The organism is Marichromatium sp. PS1 (assembly GCF_041155115.1).
Taxonomy (GTDB): domain Bacteria; phylum Pseudomonadota; class Gammaproteobacteria; order Chromatiales; family Chromatiaceae; genus Marichromatium; species Marichromatium gracile.
On the sequence record NZ_BAAFHB010000005.1, the window covers coordinates 355,593 to 374,462 of the forward strand.

Annotated in this window: 19 protein-coding genes and 1 tRNA gene; 6 read left to right on the top strand and 14 right to left on the bottom strand. The window is 69.0% G+C overall.

Annotation, left to right across the window (positions count from 1 at the left end; genetic code table 11):
• Nucleotides 1-107 precede the first annotated feature (107 nt).
• From ACAM26_RS13900 to ybgC, 8 genes are all read right to left on the bottom strand, one after another.
• A tRNA-Lys gene (locus ACAM26_RS13900) sits at nt 108-183 on the bottom strand.
• Nucleotides 184-227: 44 nt separating this feature from the next.
• Nucleotides 228-1,070 carry a tol-pal system protein YbgF gene (ybgF, locus tag ACAM26_RS13905; RefSeq protein ID WP_369613916.1) on the bottom strand — a complete coding sequence of 281 codons (843 nt, stop codon included), beginning with the start codon at nt 1,068-1,070 and terminating at the stop codon, nt 228-230.
• Between the two features lie 10 nt (nt 1,071-1,080).
• The gene (pal, locus tag ACAM26_RS13910) at nt 1,081-1,617 is read right to left on the bottom strand and encodes a peptidoglycan-associated lipoprotein Pal (RefSeq protein WP_123142149.1); all 537 of its coding nucleotides are present in this window, start codon (nt 1,615-1,617) and stop codon (nt 1,081-1,083) included.
• 12 nt (nt 1,618-1,629) lie between these two features.
• Nucleotides 1,630-2,931 (bottom strand): Tol-Pal system beta propeller repeat protein TolB, encoded by a 1,302-nt coding sequence (gene tolB / locus ACAM26_RS13915; protein ID WP_369613917.1) that lies wholly within the window; start codon nt 2,929-2,931, stop codon nt 1,630-1,632.
• Between the two features lie 15 nt (nt 2,932-2,946).
• Entirely contained in the window at nt 2,947-4,152 is a 1,206-nt protein-coding gene (gene tolA / locus ACAM26_RS13920) for a cell envelope integrity protein TolA (protein WP_369613918.1), read from the bottom strand.
• Between the two features lie 2 nt (nt 4,153-4,154).
• Nucleotides 4,155-4,598, bottom strand: coding sequence for a protein TolR (gene tolR / locus ACAM26_RS13925; protein WP_005223674.1), 444 nt, complete (start codon nt 4,596-4,598; stop codon nt 4,155-4,157).
• 20 nt (nt 4,599-4,618) lie between these two features.
• Nucleotides 4,619-5,293 carry a protein TolQ gene (gene tolQ, locus ACAM26_RS13930; protein ID WP_123140536.1) on the bottom strand — a complete coding sequence of 225 codons (675 nt, stop codon included), beginning with the start codon at nt 5,291-5,293 and terminating at the stop codon, nt 4,619-4,621.
• A 6-nt stretch (nt 5,294-5,299) separates the two neighbouring features.
• Nucleotides 5,300-5,746: a tol-pal system-associated acyl-CoA thioesterase gene (gene ybgC, locus ACAM26_RS13935; RefSeq protein ID WP_123142152.1), complete on the bottom strand. Its 447-nt coding sequence runs from the start codon at nt 5,744-5,746 to the stop codon at nt 5,300-5,302.
• Nucleotides 5,747-5,888: 142 nt separating this feature from the next.
• Here ybgC and ACAM26_RS13940 point away from each other — a divergent pair, with 142 nt between their 5' ends.
• Nucleotides 5,889-6,380 (top strand): isoprenylcysteine carboxylmethyltransferase family protein, encoded by a 492-nt coding sequence (locus ACAM26_RS13940; protein WP_369613919.1) that lies wholly within the window; start codon nt 5,889-5,891, stop codon nt 6,378-6,380.
• Here the strand turns inward: ACAM26_RS13940 and ACAM26_RS13945 are convergent.
• A complete protein-coding gene (locus ACAM26_RS13945) occupies nt 6,374-7,264 on the bottom strand; it encodes a cyclopropane-fatty-acyl-phospholipid synthase family protein (protein ID WP_369613920.1) in 891 nt (296 codons plus the stop codon). The two genes, ACAM26_RS13940 and ACAM26_RS13945, sit on opposite strands and share 7 nt — an antisense overlap.
• A gap of 86 nt (nt 7,265-7,350) precedes the next feature.
• On the bottom strand, nt 7,351-9,402 hold the full coding sequence (locus ACAM26_RS13950) for a thioredoxin domain-containing protein (protein WP_132229763.1): 2,052 nt from the start codon (nt 9,400-9,402) through the stop codon (nt 7,351-7,353).
• 250 nt (nt 9,403-9,652) lie between these two features.
• On the opposite strand from ACAM26_RS13950, the gene ACAM26_RS13955 reads away from it, so the two are divergent.
• From ACAM26_RS13955 to ACAM26_RS13965, 3 genes are all read left to right on the top strand, one after another.
• Nucleotides 9,653-10,849: a class I SAM-dependent rRNA methyltransferase gene (locus ACAM26_RS13955; RefSeq protein ID WP_123143023.1), complete on the top strand. Its 1,197-nt coding sequence runs from the start codon at nt 9,653-9,655 to the stop codon at nt 10,847-10,849.
• A gap of 227 nt (nt 10,850-11,076) precedes the next feature.
• Nucleotides 11,077-11,550 (top strand): murein L,D-transpeptidase family protein, encoded by a 474-nt coding sequence (locus tag ACAM26_RS13960; protein WP_369614063.1) that lies wholly within the window; start codon nt 11,077-11,079, stop codon nt 11,548-11,550.
• Between the two features lie 8 nt (nt 11,551-11,558).
• Nucleotides 11,559-12,587 (top strand): GGDEF domain-containing protein, encoded by a 1,029-nt coding sequence (locus ACAM26_RS13965; protein WP_082806259.1) that lies wholly within the window; start codon nt 11,559-11,561, stop codon nt 12,585-12,587.
• A 48-nt stretch (nt 12,588-12,635) separates the two neighbouring features.
• Here ACAM26_RS13965 and ACAM26_RS13970 read toward each other — a convergent pair whose 3' ends face one another.
• Entirely contained in the window at nt 12,636-14,252 is a 1,617-nt protein-coding gene (locus ACAM26_RS13970) for a methyl-accepting chemotaxis protein (protein WP_123141637.1), read from the bottom strand.
• A gap of 523 nt (nt 14,253-14,775) precedes the next feature.
• Between ACAM26_RS13970 and ACAM26_RS13975 the strand changes: the two genes are divergently transcribed.
• Nucleotides 14,776-16,293: an exopolyphosphatase gene (locus ACAM26_RS13975; RefSeq protein WP_369613921.1), complete on the top strand. Its 1,518-nt coding sequence runs from the start codon at nt 14,776-14,778 to the stop codon at nt 16,291-16,293.
• A 98-nt stretch (nt 16,294-16,391) separates the two neighbouring features.
• Nucleotides 16,392-16,811, top strand: a complete 420-nt coding sequence (locus tag ACAM26_RS13980; protein ID WP_123141635.1) for an SCP2 sterol-binding domain-containing protein — start codon at nt 16,392-16,394, stop codon at nt 16,809-16,811.
• Nucleotides 16,812-16,847: 36 nt separating this feature from the next.
• Here the strand turns inward: ACAM26_RS13980 and ACAM26_RS13985 are convergent, their stop codons facing one another.
• The 3 genes from ACAM26_RS13985 to ACAM26_RS13995 are packed head-to-tail and all read right to left on the bottom strand — an operon-like array spanning nt 16,848 to nt 18,798.
• On the bottom strand, nt 16,848-17,609 hold the full coding sequence (locus ACAM26_RS13985; RefSeq protein ID WP_123141634.1) for an SDR family NAD(P)-dependent oxidoreductase: 762 nt from the start codon (nt 17,607-17,609) through the stop codon (nt 16,848-16,850).
• Entirely contained in the window at nt 17,606-18,307 is a 702-nt protein-coding gene (locus tag ACAM26_RS13990) for an SDR family NAD(P)-dependent oxidoreductase (protein WP_123141633.1), read from the bottom strand. The genes ACAM26_RS13985 and ACAM26_RS13990 overlap by 4 nt, the downstream gene beginning before the upstream one ends.
• Nucleotides 18,304-18,798 carry a 6-carboxytetrahydropterin synthase gene (locus ACAM26_RS13995; RefSeq protein WP_123141632.1) on the bottom strand — a complete coding sequence of 165 codons (495 nt, stop codon included), beginning with the start codon at nt 18,796-18,798 and terminating at the stop codon, nt 18,304-18,306. The genes ACAM26_RS13990 and ACAM26_RS13995 overlap by 4 nt, the downstream gene beginning before the upstream one ends.
• Nucleotides 18,799-18,870 lie beyond the last annotated feature (72 nt).

Sequence of the window (18,870 nt, forward strand, 5' to 3'; positions counted from 1 at the left end):
GGGCTCGGGGCGGAGAGAGGGACGCCCCTCTCGCTCAAGCAGGCCGGAAAGCCCTGGACACAACGAAAAACGGCCCGGACGCTGAACGTCCGGGCCGTTGCATTTTCTGGTGCGCCCTGTTGGGTTCGAACCAACGACCACCTGATTAAAAGTCAGATGCTCTACCAACTGAGCTAAGGGCGCCGAAGACCGAGAATTATACGTAAACCATCGGCGCAATGTAAACCCTAGCGTCCGCCAGCGCCCTCGACCTCGTCGAGCCGCGCCAGACGCGCGCGGGCCAGGCGCGACTCGGTGCTGTTGGGGTAGTTGTCGATGACCTGTTCGAGGCGCGCGCGCGACTGCTCGAAATCGCGCTGCTCGAAGTGGATGTAGCCCATCTTCAGCAACGCACCGGGGACCTTGGGGCTGGCCGGGTGACGGCGCACCAGATCCTCGAAGGCGGTCAGCGCGGCGTCGTAGTCGCGCTGACCATAGAAGGTCTCGCCGAGCCAGTAGCGGGCGTTGTCGGCATAGCGGCCCTGCGGATAGCGCCCGAGCAGCGACTCGAAGGCGGCACGGGCCTGGTCGTACTTGCGCGCCTTGAGCAGATCGAAGGCCTTGCCGTAGGCGTCGCGTTCGTCGCCGGCGGCGGTCTCCGGGCTCGGCAGCGAGGGGACGCCGGCGCCCGGGCCGCCGCCGGGCGTGGCCGGTCGAACCGGCGCGGGCTCGGGCTGGTTGATATCGACCGGGGCCTCGAGCGCGGCCGGCGGCTCCGGGGTCTCGGGGCGCGGGCGGGCGCCGTTGAGCCGGGCGTCGATGTCGATCGACTGCTGGCGCAACTGACGCTCGAGACGCTGGATCTCGAACTGCTGGACCTCGACCTGACCGCGCAGCGCCTGCATCTCGCTCTGCAGTTGCTGGAGCTGGAGCTCGATGTCCGAGCCACGCTGGTGTTCGATGACGCGCTCGAGCCGCGCCACCCGGTCCTCGAGCCGGGCGTCGACGGCGAGTACCGGCGCGGCGGCGGCGCTCAGCACCAGGGTGACGACGACCCCGAGGCCGCCACGAACTCTCTGCGGGACTCGCATTCGCGCCTCCTCAGTACTCGATGACCACACGCCGGTTCAGCCGCCAGGACGACTCGCTCTGTCCCGGCGAGGCCGGACGCTCCTCGCCATAACCGATCACCTCGAGCTGATCGGCGCGCACCCCCTCGGCGAGCATCACCCGGCGCACCGAATCGGCGCGCTGATCGGAGAGCGCGAGGTTGTACTCGCGGGTACCGCGCTCGTCGGTGTGACCCTCGAGGGTGACACGCACCTGCGGATGGGTGCCGAGATAACGGGCGTGGGTGCGGATCAGCGCCACGTACTCGGGGGCGATCTCGGCGTTGTCATAGCCGAAATAGATGACGCGTTTGGAGAGCGGGTTGGCCGGGTCCTCCCAGGGACCGGCGTAACGGGCGTCCTCGCCGTCGATGCCGGCGGTCGAGACCTCCGCGCCGGCGCCGCCGCCAGGCGTCCCGGTCGCGCCGTCCACCGCGGCGCCGTCGGCGCCCTGGCGAGGCGTGGTCGAGCACCCGGCGAGCACCAGCAGGAGGACGCCGGGCAACAGGGACCAAGGGTGGATGCGCATGAGTCTGACTCCTTACTGCACCATGGGTGACCAGGCCGGCTCGCGCACCTGGTCGGTTCCCTGGGTGAGACGCTGATTGGCACCGCCGTCGACGGCGGCGGCGGCGAGCACCGCGCGACCGCCATGGGTGGTGGCGTAAATTACCATGCTCGAATTCGGCGCGAAACTCGGCGACTCGTCGAGCGGCCCGCGGCTGAGCAGACGCGAGAAGCCGCGCTCGACGTCGAGCAAGGCGATGCGGAAGGCGCCGTTGATCCGGCGCGCCATGGCGATCGAGCGACCATCGGGGGCATAGACCGGGGAGGCGTTGTAGTCACCCTCGAAGCTCACCCGGGAGACCGCCCCGCCGCTGGCCGGGACGCGATAGATCTGCGGATTGCCGCCCCGCCCGGAGGTAAACACCAGGTGCGAGCCATCGGGCGACCAGGCCGGTTCGGTGTCGATGGCGAAGTGATCGGTGAGCCGGGTGAGCGCGCGCGAGTCGAGATCGAGCACATAGATCTCGGGATTGCCGTCCTTCGACAGGGTCATCGCCAGACGCCGTCCGTCGGGCGAGAAGGCCGGCGAGCTGTTGATGCCGGGGTAACTCGCCACCCGCTCGCGCCGACCGCTGGCCAGCTCCTGTACATAGATCGCCGGACGGCGGCTCTCGAAGGAGACATAGGCGATGCGGCGCCCGTCCGGCGACCAGGCCGGGGACATGATCGGCTCGGTCGAGGAGACGATCACCTGCGGGTTGTAGCCGTCGGCGTCGGCCACCTGCAGGGTGACGCGGGCGTTCTCGCCGTGGCCGGTGGCGCTGATATAGGCGATGCGGGTGGCGGCCACGCCGGGGATGCCGGTCAGCGTCTCGTGAATCTGGTCGGCGATGCGGTGCGCGGCGTTGCGCAGACCGGCGGCGGTGGCCGTCAGGGTGGCGCCGGCCAGACGCTCGCCGCGGAAGACGTCGTAGAGGATGAAGCTGATGCGGTAGCGCGCGCCCTCGCGCACGACCTGCCCGATCACCAGGTTGTTCATGTCGAGCAGGCGCCAGTCGCGCAGATCGACCTCCTCGTGGGTGGTCGGCTGGTCGAGCATGTCGCGCGTCGGCATCGGCGCGAAGCGACCGGTGCGGGCGAGATCGGCGGCGATCACCGCGCCGGGATCGACCGAGGCGCTCCCGCCTCCCGCGAACCCGAAGGGCACCACGGCGATCGGTTGCGCGGCCTCGACCCCGCCGGTGATCTCGATGTTCAGCCGCGCCAGCGCGGTGCCGGGCAGCAAGACCGCCAGGAAGGCGCAGAGGATGAGCAACGATGGGATGGATCGGGTCATGACACGCCCCCCTGATCAGGGTCGGAAGGTAAAGGTGAATTCACGGAACTGGTCGAAGAGCGCCCCGCTGGGCACCGGCAGCGGCTGGGCGTTATCCAGCGCGACGAGCGCCGCCTGATCGAAGGCCGGGGTGCCGCTGGAGCGCAGCATCACCACGCTCCCCGGGACGATGATGCCAACCGAGGTCACCCGCACCTCTAACTCCACGCTCAGCCCCTCGGACATACCGGGCGGATAGGCGAAGTGCTGGCGGACACGGTCCCCGATCACGCCCTTGTAGTAGTCGATCTGGCGCTGCTCGGCGCTGCTCAGCCCGCCACCACCGCCGCCGGCGACGACCGACGGCGATCGGCGCGCGGTCTCGGTCTCGGCCGCCTCGGCCTCGAGTCGCTCGGCCTCGCGCGCGATCTCGTCCTCGAATCGCTGCCGCTCGAGTTCGGCCATCTGCTCGGCCTCGCGCTCGATGCGCTCCTGGCGCGCCGCAGCGGCCTGGCGTTCGGCCTCGCGGCGGGCTGCCTCTTCCGCAGCTCGGCGTTCCGCCTCACGGCGTGCGGCCTCTTCGGCAGCGCGACGCTCGGCCTCGGCACGGGCTGCGGCGGCCTGACGCTCGGCCTCGCGACGGGCGGCCTCCTCGGCGGCACGGCGTTCCGCTTCACGGCGGGCGGCCTCCGCGGCGGCGCGGCGCTCGGCCTCACGGCGCGCGGCCTCTTCAGCGGCACGGCGCTCGGCCTCGGCACGGGCCGCAGCGGCCTGACGTTCGGCCTCGCGACGGGCGGCCTCCGCGGCGGCGCGGCGCTCGGCCTCACGGCGTGCGGCTTCTTCGGCGGCACGGCGCTCGGCCTCGGCGCGGGCCGCGGCGGCCTGACGCTCGGCCTCGCGGCGCTCGGCCTCGGCGCGAGCCGCAGCAGCCTGACGTTCGGCCTCGCGACGGGCGGCCTCCTCGGCGGCGCGGCGCTCCGCCTCAAGACGTGCGGCCTCTTCGGCGGCGCGACGCTCGGCCTCGGCGCGCGCCTCGGGATCGAGCCGTTCGCGCACCTCCTGGACACGGGCGCTCAGTGCCGGGTCGCCGAGCACGCTGGCCTGGACCACGCGCGGGCGATCGCCGCCGTTGCTCGCGTCCTGGGTGAAGCGCACGCCGACGAACAGCAGCAGCGCGAACAGCAGATGCAGCCCCAGCGACCAGTAGAGCGCCCCGGGGTCACGCCGCAGGATCTGCAACATGGTCAGGGTCCGTCATGCTCCGGCGGCAGGGTGATGAGTCCGACCTCGGCGGCCCCGGCGGCCTGAGCGATCACCATCGCGTTGACCACCCGACCATAGTCGACGGCGCTGTCGCCCTTGACCAGCACCGGTGTCTGCGGGGCGTAGTCGAGGACCTTGCCGATGCGCTCGAACAGCGCCTCCTCGCCCACCGGCTGGTCGCGGTCCTCGCCGATGTCGATGTAGTAGTCACCGAACTGATCGACGCTGATCACCACGGAGTCACCACTCTCGGAGGTGACCGCCCCGGCCTGGGCGCGCGGCAGGTTGACCTTGACCCCCATGGTGATCATGGGGGCGGTCACCATGAAGATGACCAGCAACACCAGCATCACGTCGATATAGGGGACGACATTGATCTCGGCCACCAAGCGGCGGCGATTGCGACTGCGCGCGCGTCTGCTCAAGGCTCGGATACTCCCGGGGCTCAGCCCCGCCCCTGACGTTGCAGCAAGGTCGAGAACTCTTCCATGAACTCCTCGTAGCGGTTGCTGAGGCGCTCGACCTGATCGGTATAACGGTTGTAGGCGACCACCGCGGGGATGGCGGCGAACAAGCCGATGGCGGTGGCGATCAACGCCTCGGAGATACCCGGCGCGACCAGCGCCAGGGTCGCCTGTTCGACGTTACCGAGGGCGTGGAAGGCCTGCATGATGCCCCAGACGGTGCCGAACAGCCCGACATAGGGGCTGATCGAGCCGACCGTGGCGAGGAAGGCGAGGTTGTTCTCGAGCCGATCGAGCTCGCGACTCAGCGCCACCCGCATCGCCCGCTCGGAGGCCTGCAGCACGGTCATCGGGTCGACGCCGGCGGCCTTGCGCATGCGCACGTATTCCTTGAAGCCGGCGCGGAAGATCGCCGCCAGCCCGCGCGCACTGCGCCCGTCCTGTCCCAGCTCCTTGTAGAGCGCGCTGAGATCGCCACCGCTCCAGAAGCGCTCCTCGAAGGCGTCGGCGAGCTTGCGCGCCCGACCGAGCACCCGCGCGCGATCGATGATCATGGTCCAGGAGACGACCGAGGCGAGCACCAGGATCAGCAGCACCAGCTGCACCACCAGGCTTGCCTGCATCACCAGGGCCAACAACGACAGATCAGAGGTCATGATGGGTCACTCCGCGACCGTGCGGCGAATGTCGGCGAGCAGCCGGGGCGGGATGCGCGTCGGGCGCAGCGCCTCGCCCGCGGCATCGATACAGCCCACCTTGACCGTGCCCCGGCAACAGAGTTCGCCGTCGGCCTCGCGCACCAGCTCCTGGTCGAAGGCCATGCTCGCCCCGCCGATCCGGGTCAGCCGGGTATGGACGTTCAACCGCTCGTTGAAGCGCGCTGCGGCGAGATAGTCGATCTCGACGCGACGCACCACGAACAACACCCCCTCGCGTGCGCGCAGCTCGTCCTGCTCGTAGCCAAGCTCACGCAACCATTCGGTGCGCGCACGCTCGAAGAAGCGGAGATAATTGGCGTAGAAGACCACGCCGGCGGCGTCGGTATCCTCGTAATAGACACGGATCGGCCAGATGAAGCCGGACTGGGCGGGTTGGCTGGATGTGGGCACGGGACTCGAAATCACCGGATGGCTTGATTCTCAAGGACCGGCAGTGTATCGAAAACCGCCGCATCCGGCATCCCGCAGCCGACGCCGACGACCGACCGGCGGCCACACCGACCACCCATCACCCATCGCGCAAGGAGTCATCATGTCCCTCTTATCCCGTCTCCAGGGCCGACGCGGCGAGCACCTCGTCGCCCTCCAGTTCGTGCTCTTCTTCGGCTTCGTCCTCACCCCGAGCTGGAACCCCTGGCTCACCCCCGGCATCCTCGAGACGATGGCGCCGCTGCGCTGGGCGGTGCTGATCGCGCTCGGCACCTTCGCCATGGTGCTCGGCGCGGTCGGCTCGATGCACATCCGCGACTATCTCACCCCGCTGCCCTACCCGGTCGAGCACAACCAGCTGGTCCAGCACGGGATCTATGCCCTGGTGCGCCATCCGCTCTACAGCAGCCAGCTGTTCGCCGCGCTCGCCTGGGTGCTGTTCAGTCTCAGCCTGACGCATCTGGCGATCCTGGTGATCGGCTTCCTCTTCTTCGACTACAAGGCCGGCAAGGAAGAGGGGTGGCTGCGCGAGCGCCACCCCGAATATGCCGACTATGCCCGCCGGGTGAGCAAGTTCATCCCCTGGATCTACTGATCGGTCGCCGGACGCTCGGCGCTGGCGAGCACGTAGTCGAGTCCGGCGAACACGGTCTCGGGCTCGAGCCACAGCCCGAAGCGCACCGCCGTGCGCAGCGCCGGCGGCAGGGTCGAGAGCCGCTCGGGATTGGCGCGCAGATAGGCGTGCAGCGGGGCATAGACCCGGTCGCGGATCGACTCGACCTCGACCCCGGTGAAACCGCAGGCACGCAGCCGCTCGGCGTACTCGGCGCGCGGATAGGCGTTCTCTGCCGGGATCGCGAACTTGGTGGCGACCTCGCGCCACGACCACCGCTGCGCCAGCCGCCGCGGCCAGCCCTCGGCCGGCGCCAGCGGCAGGATGTCGGCGAGCACCAGCCGCCCGCCCGGACGCAACAGCCGCAGCGCCTCGGCGAAGAAGCGCTCGCGGGTACCGAAATGGAAGGCGCACTCGAGCGCGACGACGATATCGAACGACCCCGGCTCGAGTCCCGGCTCGGTGGCCGAGCCCTGGCGCAGGTCGATGCGCGCCGACTCGCCGGCGGCGGCCACCCGTTCGCGCGCCAGCGCCACCTGCGAGCCGGTGACATTGAGCCCGACGATGGCCTCGGGGCCGAGGGTGCGCATCCACTGCAGGTCCTGCTCGCCGAAACCGAAGCCGAGATCGAGCACCCGCTTGCCCGGCGCCATGCCGGCGCGCGCACCGACCAGATCGACCAGGGCGCGGCAGGCGGCGTCGAGTTCGTCGGCCTCGGCCCAGTAGCCGAGGTTGAGATAGTGCCCGCCGGCGGCCGGGGAGTCGGTTCCGAGCAGGTCGTAGACGGCGCTCACCGACAGCCGGCGCAGCGGGTTGTAGATCCAGTCGAGCAGCGCGAGCGCGCGGCGCGGTGGGTTGCGGGTCATCCAGGGCTCCTCGATCGCAGCAGCGATCCATTGGTCTCGATACCGCGCCGCCGGGGGCGGCGCATCGGGGGCGGGCGGCGCGCGGCTCAGAGCTGCTCGCGCGGCGCCTCGCAGTGGGTGCCGATACAGCGATAGACCCGCGGACGCGGCCCGGGTGCCATGGCCGCGAGCACCGGCGGCAACGACTCTGCGTCCTCGGGGATGGCAAACACCAGTCGATCGGCGCGATAGCCGCGCTGCGCCTCGCGCCGCCAGCTCGCCAACAGCTCGTCACTGGCGCGGATCACCAACTGCTCGGGCGGGTCGAGCCATTCGTCGAGGGCGCAGAGCAGGGTGGCGTGGGCGTGGGGCAGCCGGCGCATCGCGGTCGCGGCCAGACGCAGCGTGCCCTCGGCGGCGGCGAGATAGCGCGGCTCGCCGACCAGATGGCCGAGACGCTGCAGCGCCAGCGCCGCGACCCCGTTGCCCGCGGGCAGGGTCTCGTCGGCGAGCGGCTTGGTGCGGTGGATCAGGCGTTCGTGATCGTGGGCGGTGAACCAGAAGCCGCCCGCCTCGGGGTCGTGGAAACGCGCGAGCAGGGTCTCGGCCAGCTCGATGGCGAACGCCAGATCAGCGCTCGACCAGCGCGTCTGCAACAGGTCGAGCACTGCGGCGAGCAGCAACGCGTGGTCGTCGAGATAGGCGTCGAAGGCCGCGCGACCGTCGCGATAGCTCGCCAGCAAGCGGCCATCGCGCCACAGTCGCTCACGCACGCAGCCGAGCGCCTGCTCGGCCGACTCCAGATAGTCGTCGCGCTCGAGCACCCGCGCGGCACGGGCCATGGCGCCGATCATCAGCGCGTTCCAGGCACCGAGCACCTTGTCGTCGCGGCCCGGGCGCACGCGCCGCTCGCGCGCGGCGAACAGGGTGGCGCGCGCCGCGCCGAGCAGCGACTGCACCTGTTCGAGGGTCAGCCCCTGGGCGGCGGCCACCGCCGCCGGGGTGAGATGGCCGTGCAGATGCCAGCGGCCCTCGAAGTTCGGCGGACGGTCGAGCCCGTAGACCGCGGCGAAGGGGCGATACTCCGCCTCGGGCAGCAGCGCCCGGACCTGCTCGCGCTCCCACAGATAGAAGCGCCCTTCCTCGCCCTCGCTGTCGGCATCCAGGCTCGAGTAATACCCCCCCTCGGGCGACTGCATCTCGCGCAGCACCCAATCGGCGGTGGACTCGGCGGCGCTGCGAAACAGCTGCTCGCCGGTACAGGCGTGGAGGTCGCAGCAGAGCGCGAGCAGCGCGGCATTGTCGTAGAGCATCTTCTCGAAGTGGGGGATCATCCACTGGGCATCGACGGCGTAACGACAGAAGCCGCCGCCGAGCTGGTCGTTGAGCCCGCTGCGGATCATCCGCTCGAGGCTGACGCGGGCCATCTCCAGCGGTCCGGGCGCATCCTCGCCGGGGCGATCACCGCGCGCCGCGCTACGCAGCAACAGCGCCAGCTCCGGGGCGTGCGGGAACTTGGGCGCGGCGCCGAAACCGCCGTGCCTGGGATCGAAACTCACCGCGAGCTGGTTCAGCGCCGCACCGATCAGGTTGCGCTCGGGGGGGCGTTCGCCGGGCTCGGGTTCGAGCCCGGCGAACGCCTCGACCAGGTTCTCGCCCTGCTGGAGGATCTTGTCGCGCTGTTCGCGGTAGGCGCGCTCGGCCCCGACGAGCAGCTGGGTGAAGGCCGGCAGGCCGTGACGCGACGTCGGCGGAAAATAGGTGCCGGCGAAGAAGGGGCGCAGATCGTGCGGGGAGAGAAAGACGGTCAACGGCCAGCCACCGCCACGACCGTTGAGCAGCTGGTGGGCACGCTGATAGAGCCCGTCGAGGTCGGGGCGCTCCTCGCGATCGACCTTGATGTTGACGAAGGCGCGATTCATCAGGCTCGCGACCTCGGGGTCGGCGAAGGACTCGTGCGCCATCACGTGACACCAGTGACAGGCCGAGTAACCGATCGAGAGCAGGATCGGCTGGTCCTGCTCGCGTGCCTGTGCCAGCGCCTCGTCGCACCAGGGCCACCAGTCGACGGGGTTGTCGGCGTGTTGCTGGAGATAGGGGCTGGTGGCCCCATCGAGACGGTTGCGGCCGCCTGCGGCGGGGGGCGTGACGCTCGGCATGGACTCACCTCTGCTGGTCTGTCGCGATGATTGGACGAACGGGTCCGGGGTCTGTCCTCCAAGAGTGGGAGCACGAGCGCGACCTTTCCATGCCGGCTCGCGCGATCGGCGCTTCTGGTAGTCTTGATGGCCGACATGCGCCGACGGCGGCGTACCGGAGCGAGCGTCAGGGCCGTGCCCGCCCTGTCCCGAGACACGAACGCCGCACCGAACACGCAGACGATCACCAGACAACGGTAGAGCTCCAACGATGAACCCCCAACCCATCCTGCTGCGCAAGGACCAGGAGCGCCGGCTGCTCGCCGGGCATTGCTGGATCTACAGCAATGAGATCGACACCAAGGCGACCCCGCTCAAGCAGCTCGAGCCCGGTCAGCCAATCGAGATCCTCAGCAATCGCGAGCGCTGGCTCGGACACGGCTATGTCAATCCGCACTCGCTGATCTGTGCCCGGCTGGTCAGCCGCAGCCCGGAGCAGCACCTCACCCCGGCGCTATGGATCCAGCGCATCCGCGATGCCCTGGCGCTGCGCGAGCGGCTCTACGAGCGGCCCTACTATCGGCTGATCTTCGGCGAGAGCGACGGGCTGCCGGGGTTGATCGTCGATCGTTACGGCGACCTGCTCTGCGTGCAGATCACCACCGCCGGGATGGAACGGGTGCGCGGCGAGCTGCTCGCCGCGCTCGAGCAGGTGCTGCGCCCGCGTGCGATCGTGTTGCGCAACGACACCGCGGTGCGCGCGCTCGAAGGGCTCGATCAACAGGTCGAGATCGCGCTCGGCGAACCGGCCGACACCCTGGTGCTCGACGAGGGCGGACTGGCGTTCGAGGTCGCACCACTCTCCGGGCAGAAGACCGGCTGGTTCTTCGATCAGGCCGAGAACCGTCAGCGGCTCGGGCGCTACGGCGTCGGCGAGCGGGTGCTCGATGTCTGCAGCTATGTCGGCGCCTGGAGTCTGCGCGCGGCGCATCTCGGCGCGCGCCGGGTCACCACCGTCGACGCCTCGGCCAGCGCCCTCGAACGGGTCGCGGCCAATGCCGCGCGCAACGGCCTGAGCGATCGTATCGAGCCGCTGCAGGGCGATGCCTTCGAGGTGTTGCGCGAGCTGCGCGATCAGGGCGCGCGCTTCGACACCGTGATCCTCGACCCACCAGCCTTCATCAAGCGTCGCAAGGACGAGAAGGACGGCACCCAGGCCTACCAGCGCCTCAACCGCCTGGGCCTCGACCTGCTCGAACCGGGCGGCCTGCTGGTCACCGCATCGTGTTCCTTCCACATGGGCCGTGACGGTTTCCAGCGTACCGTGCAGCAGGCCGCGCGCAAGAGCGCGCGCAGCCTGCAGCTGCTCGAGGTCGGTCAGCAGGGACCGGATCACCCGGTGCACCCGGCGATCCCCGAGACGGCCTATCTCAAGACCCTCTTCATGCGCGCCCTGCCCCACTTCTGAGCAGACCCGGCGACACCGCGCACGAATGTGCGCGGTGTCGAAAAGCACTGTGCATGCAGCGGCGCCGTGCTTAGAATTCCACCCTCGCACCCTCACCTAGCCGAAATCGACCTCTCCACTAGGACCCTGCGATGCCACGCGATGCCTCGTGTCTCTCGTCCAACCCGCCCGGCCTCCAGCGGCGCGCACCCGCAGCACACCAATCGTGGCTAATCCTGTTGTTCATCGTGCTCCTCGCCGGCTGCGCCGGGACCTCCGGGCCGATGCCGGACCAGGCCGATCGCGTGGTGGTGCGCAAGTCCGAGCGCAGCCTCGAGCTGTGGCACGGCGAGACCCTGCTGCGCAGCTACCGGGTGGCGCTCGGCGATGCGCCCGTGGGGCACAAGTTCCGCGCCGGCGACGAGCGCACCCCGACCGGCGACTATGTGCTCGACTGGCGCAACCCGCGCAGCAACTTCTACAAGTCGATCCATATCTCCTACCCCAACGAACGCGACCGCGCCACCGCGCGGCTGCTCGGCCATGACCCCGGGGGGATGATCATGATCCACGGCCAGCCCAACCACATCCGCTCCGAGCAGGTGCGCCGCGAATACGCCACGCGCGACTGGACCGACGGTTGCATCGCGGTCCAGAACGACGAGATGGACGAGATCTGGCGCATGGTGCGCAACGGCACGCCGATCCGCATCCTGCCGTGAGTCGAGACATGCTGGAATTCAACGAGGACCTGGAGACCTCGGCCGACTATCTGCGCAAGGCCATCCCCTTGATGGTCCAGCGCGGCATCCCGCCCACGCCCTACAACTATGCGCTGTGGTATGCCCACGTCCAGGGGCTCAACCCCGAACTCAGCCGCGAGCTGCTCGCCGAGTTCCCGGTCTCCGGCAGCTACAGCGCGAAGAAGAGCGAATCGCTGTTCTTCAAGTACTTCATCAAGAACTATCTGCCCAACAACCCCAAGGCGCAGAACCTGCTCGTCAGTCTGGTCGCCCAGCTCGCCCGCGCGGTGGCCCGCAACCTCGCCGGCTCGCAGCAATACGGCGACTCGCTGCGCGAGGCGCGCCAGATCCTCGACCAGGCATCGGACCCGATGCTGATCCAGGAGACGCTCTCGCAACTGCTCGCCGACACCCGTGCGGTCGAGGGCATGCACCAGGAGTTCCAGGGCGAGCTGCAATCGGCCCGCGACGAGGTCGAGCTGCTCAAGCAGGAGCTCGCCCGCACCCAGCAGCGCGCCCTGGTCGACGCGCTGACCAACATCCCCAACCGCCGCGCCTTCGACCACGCCCTGTTGCGCGCGCTCCAGGACCCGGAGCCGCCGACCTGCCTGCTGCTGCTCGATCTCGATCACTTCAAGCAGTGCAACGACACCTTCGGTCATCTGATGGGCGACCGGGTGTTGCAGATCACCGGTCAGCTGCTCGCCGATCTGCGCGACGAGCAGGTGTTCGTCGCCCGCTACGGTGGCGAGGAGTTCGCGATCATCGTCGAGGGGAGGCTGGAACGGGCCGTGGCGCTGGCCGAGCAGGTGCGCAAGCAGGTCTCGGCGATCCGTTTCCGCCAGAAACCGCCGGCCTCCGGGGTGGGCACGGTGACCACCTCGATCGGCGTGGTCGAGGCGCGTGCGCACGAACGCCCCGAGGAGTTGATCGAGCGCGCCGACCGGGCGCTCTATCGCGCCAAGTCGGCGGGTCGTGATCGGGTGGAGGTGGGAGAGACGCCCGCTGCCGATTGAGCGCCCCGCCACGCCGGGCGGCGTGACGGGACAAGGCCCCGAACGGACTCAGATGCGGAAACGGCCGACCAGGGCCTCGAGTTCGGCGGCGAGCTTGGCCAGCCGGTCCGAGGCGTCGGTGGTCTGCTTGGCGCCCTCGGCGTTGCGGTCGGAGACGTCGGAGATGGAGGTGACGTTGCGATTGATCTCCTCGGCCACCGCGCTCTGCTCCTCGGCCGCGCTCGCCACCTGACTGTTGACGTCATTGATGGTGGCCACCGCCTGGGTGATGGCGTTGAGCGCGGCCTCGGCCTCGGCGGCGCTCTCGCGACTGACCTGGGCATGATCGCGACTCTCGTCCATCACGCTCACCGCGCGACGGCTGGCCTGCTGCAACCGCTCGATCATCGCCTGGATCTCCTGGGTGGAGTTCTGGGTGCGATTGGCGAGGTTGCGCACCTCGTCGGCGACCACCGCGAAGCCGCGTCCGGCCTCGCCGGCGCGCGCCGCCTCGATCGCCGCGTTGAGCGCGAGCAGGTTGGTCTGCTCGGCGACCCCACGAATCACATCGAGCACCTTGCCGATCTCGTCGCTGTCGGCGCCGAGGTCGCGGATCACCGTCGAGGCGTCCTGGATCTCCTCGGCGAGCTGCTCGATACGTTTCATCGTGCCGGAGACCACCTCGGTACCCGCCTGCGCCGCCTCGTTGGCCTCGCGCGTGGCCTCGGCGCCCTGCTGGGCGTTGCGCGCCATGTCCTGCGCGGTGGCGCTCATCTCGTTCATCGCGGTGGCCATCTGATCGACCTCGGAGCGCTGCCGGCGGCAGCCCGAGTCGGTGATGTCGGTGATCGACTCGAGGTCGCGCGCGGCCTGGGTCAACTGCGTGGTGGAGGCGAGCACCCGACCGATGAGATCGCGGAAGTTGTCCATCATCGCGTTGAAGGCGCTGGAGGCCTGACCGATCTCGTCGCTGCCCTTCACCGGCAGGCGATGGGTGAGATCGCCATCGCCGTCGGCGATACCGCGCAGCCCCATGGTCATCTGGCGCATCGGCCGGGTGACGAAGCGCGAGGTGAAGATATAGAGCAGCAGCAGCACCGGCAGGCTGAGCAGGGTGGCGACGGTGAAGATGCTGATACCGAACCGCTCGACACTGGCGTTGACGTCGTCGAGACTGATCTCCATGCTCACCGCGCCGAGCACCGAGTCGACCGGCGGCAGCGAATGACACATGGTGCAGTTCTTGCCGAGATAGTCCTTGCGCACGAACACCGGCGCCACCGAGCGCAGCACGCTGCCGTCCTCCGACAACTCCATGTAGGGTTCGCCGGTCGCGATGACCTCACGCTCGATCTCATCGCGCGGATGCTCGTCCTCGGTACCCGGACCATACTGGTCGGCGACCCCGGGGCCTCGCAGCACCCGCAGATCGTTGAGGTTGCGCAGCTCGACGATCTGATCGAGGAATTCTGCCCGCTGGGAGATGGTACCGGTGATCATCAGGGTGGTGAGCCCGGCCATGGTCATCTCGTGAAGGGTGTCGGCGAAGGCCGCTGCCTGATCGATGGCGGTCTGGCGCTGCTCGTTGGCGGCCCAGAAGATCATGCCGGTCCAGGCCGGCACCAGGATCAGCCACATGGCGGCCATCAGGCGCACCCAGATCGGCAGGTCATTGATACGTCGCATGTCGGATACCTGTGAGTCCTCGTCAATGGCGGTCGAAATCGGCCACTCTGGAGCGCGTTTGATTTGTTGATGATTGATCGCGACAGGACGGATTCCCCGACAGAATGCACCCACAGGCCACCCATTCCGAACGCCCGGGGCGTCGAGTCTCTCGCCCGCGATCAAGGCCGGTTTCTGCTCCCGGACATCCCCCGTCCAGTCGAACCGCTTGAATCCCAAGCCAGGGCCCCTACTTCGTCGGCAGGCCCCGCCAAGCTCGAACGCATTCTATTCCCTCGCGCGACACGCGCAATCCAGCAACCCGTGACTCTGCACCTAAGCCATACCACACGCAAGGACATGCCACACCGAGTTTGACAGCGGTCAAACAAGCCCTGCAATCCGAATTTTTCTTTCAAAACTGTGAGATGACTCACCACCCCCACACCGTGCCGATCGCACCACCGGGCGATGCCGAGATGACGGCCCAACGGTTGCTTCTGCTACCATTTCGCGCCTCGACTCTCTCCGCCGGATCCAGCCGATGCCCGCAGACGCCCCGCAACCCGCCAACCCCGAGCCCCAGGTAGTCGCCGCCGTCGACCTCGGCTCCAACAGCTTCCACATGATCGTCGCTCAGGTCGACGACGGTCACATGCGCATCACCGATCGGCTCAAGGAGATGGTCCGGCTCGGTGCCGGGCTGCGTCCGGACAAGAGCCTCGACCCCGAGGTCGAGGCCCGCGCCATCGCCTGTCTGGAGCGCTTCGGCCAGCGTTTGCGCAGCCTGCCGCCGGGCACGGTACGGGCCGTCGGCACCAACACCCTGCGTCAGATCACCCCGGAGTGCGGCTTCGTCGAGCGTGCCGAGGCCGCGCTCGGCCATCCGGTCGATGTCATCGCCGGGCGCGAGGAGGCACGCCTGATCTATCTCGGCGTGGCACACGGCCTGGCCGCCGGGGCCGAGCGCCGGCTGGTGGTCGATATCGGCGGTGGCAGCACCGAGATCATCATCGGCATGGGCTTCTCGCCACGGCTGCGCGAGAGCCTGCACATGGGCTGCGTGAGCATGTCGCAGCGCTATTTCGAGGACGGGCGGATCACGGCCCGGGCGATGGAGAAGGCGACGCTCGCCGGCGCGCTCGAGGTCCGCCCGGTGCGCGAGCTCTTCCGCCAGAGCCGCTGGCAGACCGCCGTGGGCACCTCCGGGACCATCCGCGCGATCGCCGCCGTGGTGCGCGCCGAGGGCTGGTGCGACGACGGCATCTCGGCGGCCGCGCTGAGCCGGTTGCGCGAGGCCCTGGTCGCACGCGGGCGGGTCGCGGCACTCGACTTCAAGGGGCTCTCCGACGAGCGCCGCCCGGTGTTCGCCGGCGGCGTGGCGGTGCTGTGCGCGATCTTCGAGACCCTCGGCATCGAGCACCTGCAGGTCTGCGACTACGCCCTGCGCGAGGGGCTGATCTACGAGATGGCCGGGCGCGACCAGCACGAGGACGTGCGCGAGCGCACCGTCGCCACCCTCTCGCGTCAGTTCCAGATCGACCAGACCCACGCCCAACAGGTGCGCGCCAGCGCACTCGACCTGCTACGCCAGCTCGCCGCGCCCTGGTCGCTGCAGGACCCAACCCACCAGCTGATGCTCGGCTGGGCAGCGCGGCTGCACGAGATCGGGCTGCTGGTCGCCCACAGCCAATACCAGAAGCACGGCGCCTATCTGCTGCGCAACGCCGACCTGCCCGGCTTCACCCGGCGCGAGCAGGCCGTGCTCGCCGCCCTGGTACTCGGGCACCGGCGCAAGTTCCCCACCCAGGAGATCCAGTCACTGCCCGAATCACTGCGCGAGAGTACCGAGTGGCTCTGTCTGATCCTCCGCCTGGCGGTGCTGATGCGCCGCGCCCGCTCCGGCGAGCGCAAGCCCTGCCCCGAGATCGAGGCCGGCGAGCGCGCGCTCGTGCTGCGCTTCCCCGACGGCTGGCTCGAGGCGCATCCGCTCAACCGGCTGGAGCTCGAGCAAGAGGCCGAACGGCTGGCGAGCGCCGGGTTCTCGCTGCGTTTCGAGTAATCCCGTCGCCGTTCCAACGACGGCCCATCCCGTGATCGGGTTCCTGATAGAATCGGCCGGCACCCATTTGCAGTAATCCACAGGAGGATATGGAACCAATGGCCGCTCTCTTTTCCGATGATTGGATGAAGCAGTTCAAAGACGCCTGGAACGCCGAGCCCGAGGTGCGTGATCGCCTCGCCGAGATCGACTTCAACTCCGTGGTCTATTGCGGCTTCAAGAACGAGGAGACCCCGCGCGGTCTGTTCGTGGTCGAGAAGGGCGAGTGCGTGCACGCCGGCGCCTGGAGCGAGAGCGAACCGGCAGCGAACTGGGACATGCGCGCCGACCTCAAGGACTGGCTGAAGTGGATCGAGAACGGCGTCGGCATGATGGGCCTGGGTAGCGCCTTCGCCACCGGCAAGCTCAAGTTCCTGGTCGGGGACTACAAGGCGATGCTCAAGGATCCGCGCATGGCCAACCCCTTCATCAAGTGCTTCGGCCTGATGCACCAGGTCGACACCGACGAGCTGAAGTAATTCAGTCCGGCGGGCGCGCACCCGCGCCCGCCGCCCTCATCCGAGGGTATAGCCGGCGTCGACCTTGAGGGTCGCGCCGGTGATCAGGCGCGCCCGCGCCGAGGCGAGAAACTCCACCGCGTCGGCCACGTCCTCGGGGCGCACCACCTCGGCGCCGAGCACATGACGCCGTGCCACCGTCTCGGCCATCAGCGCGCGCGCCTCGCCCCACATCTCCGAATCGACCACCCCCGGGGCCACGCCGTTGACGCGGATGCCACGCTCGCCGAGGGCGAGCGCAAGGCGTTGGGTGAGCATGTCGAGTCCGGCCTTGCTGACCGAGTAGCTGGTCGAGGTGCAGCTGGCGAAGGGGTGCCCGGCGCAGGCCGAGGAGAGGTTGATGACCACCGGAGCAGCGCTGTGCTCGAGCAAGGCCGCGACACACTGGGTCAGCGCAAAGGGGGCGACCAGATTGATCTCAAGGGTCGCGCGCCATTGGTCGAGATCGGCCTCCAGGGTGCCGGAGTCGAGGATCACCCCGGCGTTGTTGACCAGCACGTCGAGACATCCGTCACGCGTCCTGATCTCCTCGACCAGCCGCGAGCGAAAGGCCGCGTCGGTCGCGTCCCCGGCCAGCGCCAGCAAGCGCTCGCCAACGACCGCCTCGGGGTGCGCCGCGCGCAGCCGCGCCAGGCGCTCGGGGTCGCGACCGAAGGTGTAGACCCGCGCGCCGAGTTCGAGAAAGCGTCCGACCAGCGCCGCGCCGATCCCCGAGGTGCCGCCGCTGACACAGACCACCCGTGGCGTCGTCGCGCTCATCGCTCGCGCTGTCCGAGGTTGGCGTGGATCAGTGCACCGTTGAGCACCGGCGCGCCGGCGGCGAAGGCCACGGTCTCGGCGATCTCCTCGGGCTCGATCAACCGGTCGAAGGCACTCAGACCGGTGATGGCCGCCAGGGTCTCGTCATTGCCGTCGATCACCCCGCGCAACTGCTCGGTATCGGTGAAACCGGGACAGATCATGCAGGTATGGACGCCACGCCCGGCCAGGTCCTGACAGGTTGCGCGCATCATCCCGGCGAGCGCGTGCTTGGCAATGACATAGCTCGCCACCCCGGGCACCGCCTTCTCGGCCAGGGTCGAGCCGATATAGATCACGCTCGAACCGGCACCCATCCGCCCCAGCAACAGCCGGTTGAGGGTGGCGGCGGCCACCAGGTTGAGTTCGAGTACCGCGCGCAGATGCTCCGCCTCGAGCGCATCGGCGCGATCGGCATGCATCACCGAGGCATTGTGCACCAGACACACCCGCTCGGCACCGGCGAGCGCCTCCTGCAGCGCCCCGGCACACTGCTCCAGCGCGCCGGGAGCGGCCAGATCGCAGGCGAGGTTGTCGACGCCCGCATCCGGGCAGGGACGACGCGAGAGATTGAGTACGCTCCAGCCGTCGACCAGGAAACGCGTGGCGATGGCGCGCCCGATCCCCGAGCTGGCACCGGTGACGATCAATCGATTCATTCTGACTCCCAGGTTGAATAGGCCCACTGCCCGAGCCCCGACGAGACCCCCAGCTCGATACCGCGCACGTCGGCGCCGATCAGCTCGGGGCGATCGCGCAGCCGCGCCAGCAACAGCTCGGCGAGTTCCTCGATGGTCACGTTACGCAACGGCAACAGCAGCACGTCGCGTTCGAGAAAGGGGATGCGCTCGCGATCGAAGCACGCGAACACCATGCCCTCGCCGCGCTCGATGCGCAGGTGCGGCGAGAGTTCCGGCAACAGCATGCGCTCGTCAAGCGCGTCGCACAGCTCGCGCAGCACGCGCTTGAGCACCACGTAGTCGAAGGTCATGCCATCGGCGCCGATCCCGGCGGTCACGGCGCAGCGGACCCGAAAGTTGTGTCCATGAAGGTTTTCACGCGCAACGGACGAGAAGATGGTGAAGTGTCCGGCGCTGAAATTCAGATATTCCTTGCTGATCTCGATACGGGTCAGGGGATGCTTTGCCACTGCTTGGGGTCTCCGGCTGGTTGGCGTCGCGCGCCGTCCTCGGGTTGTTGGGTCCATGGCTCCATGTGGGGG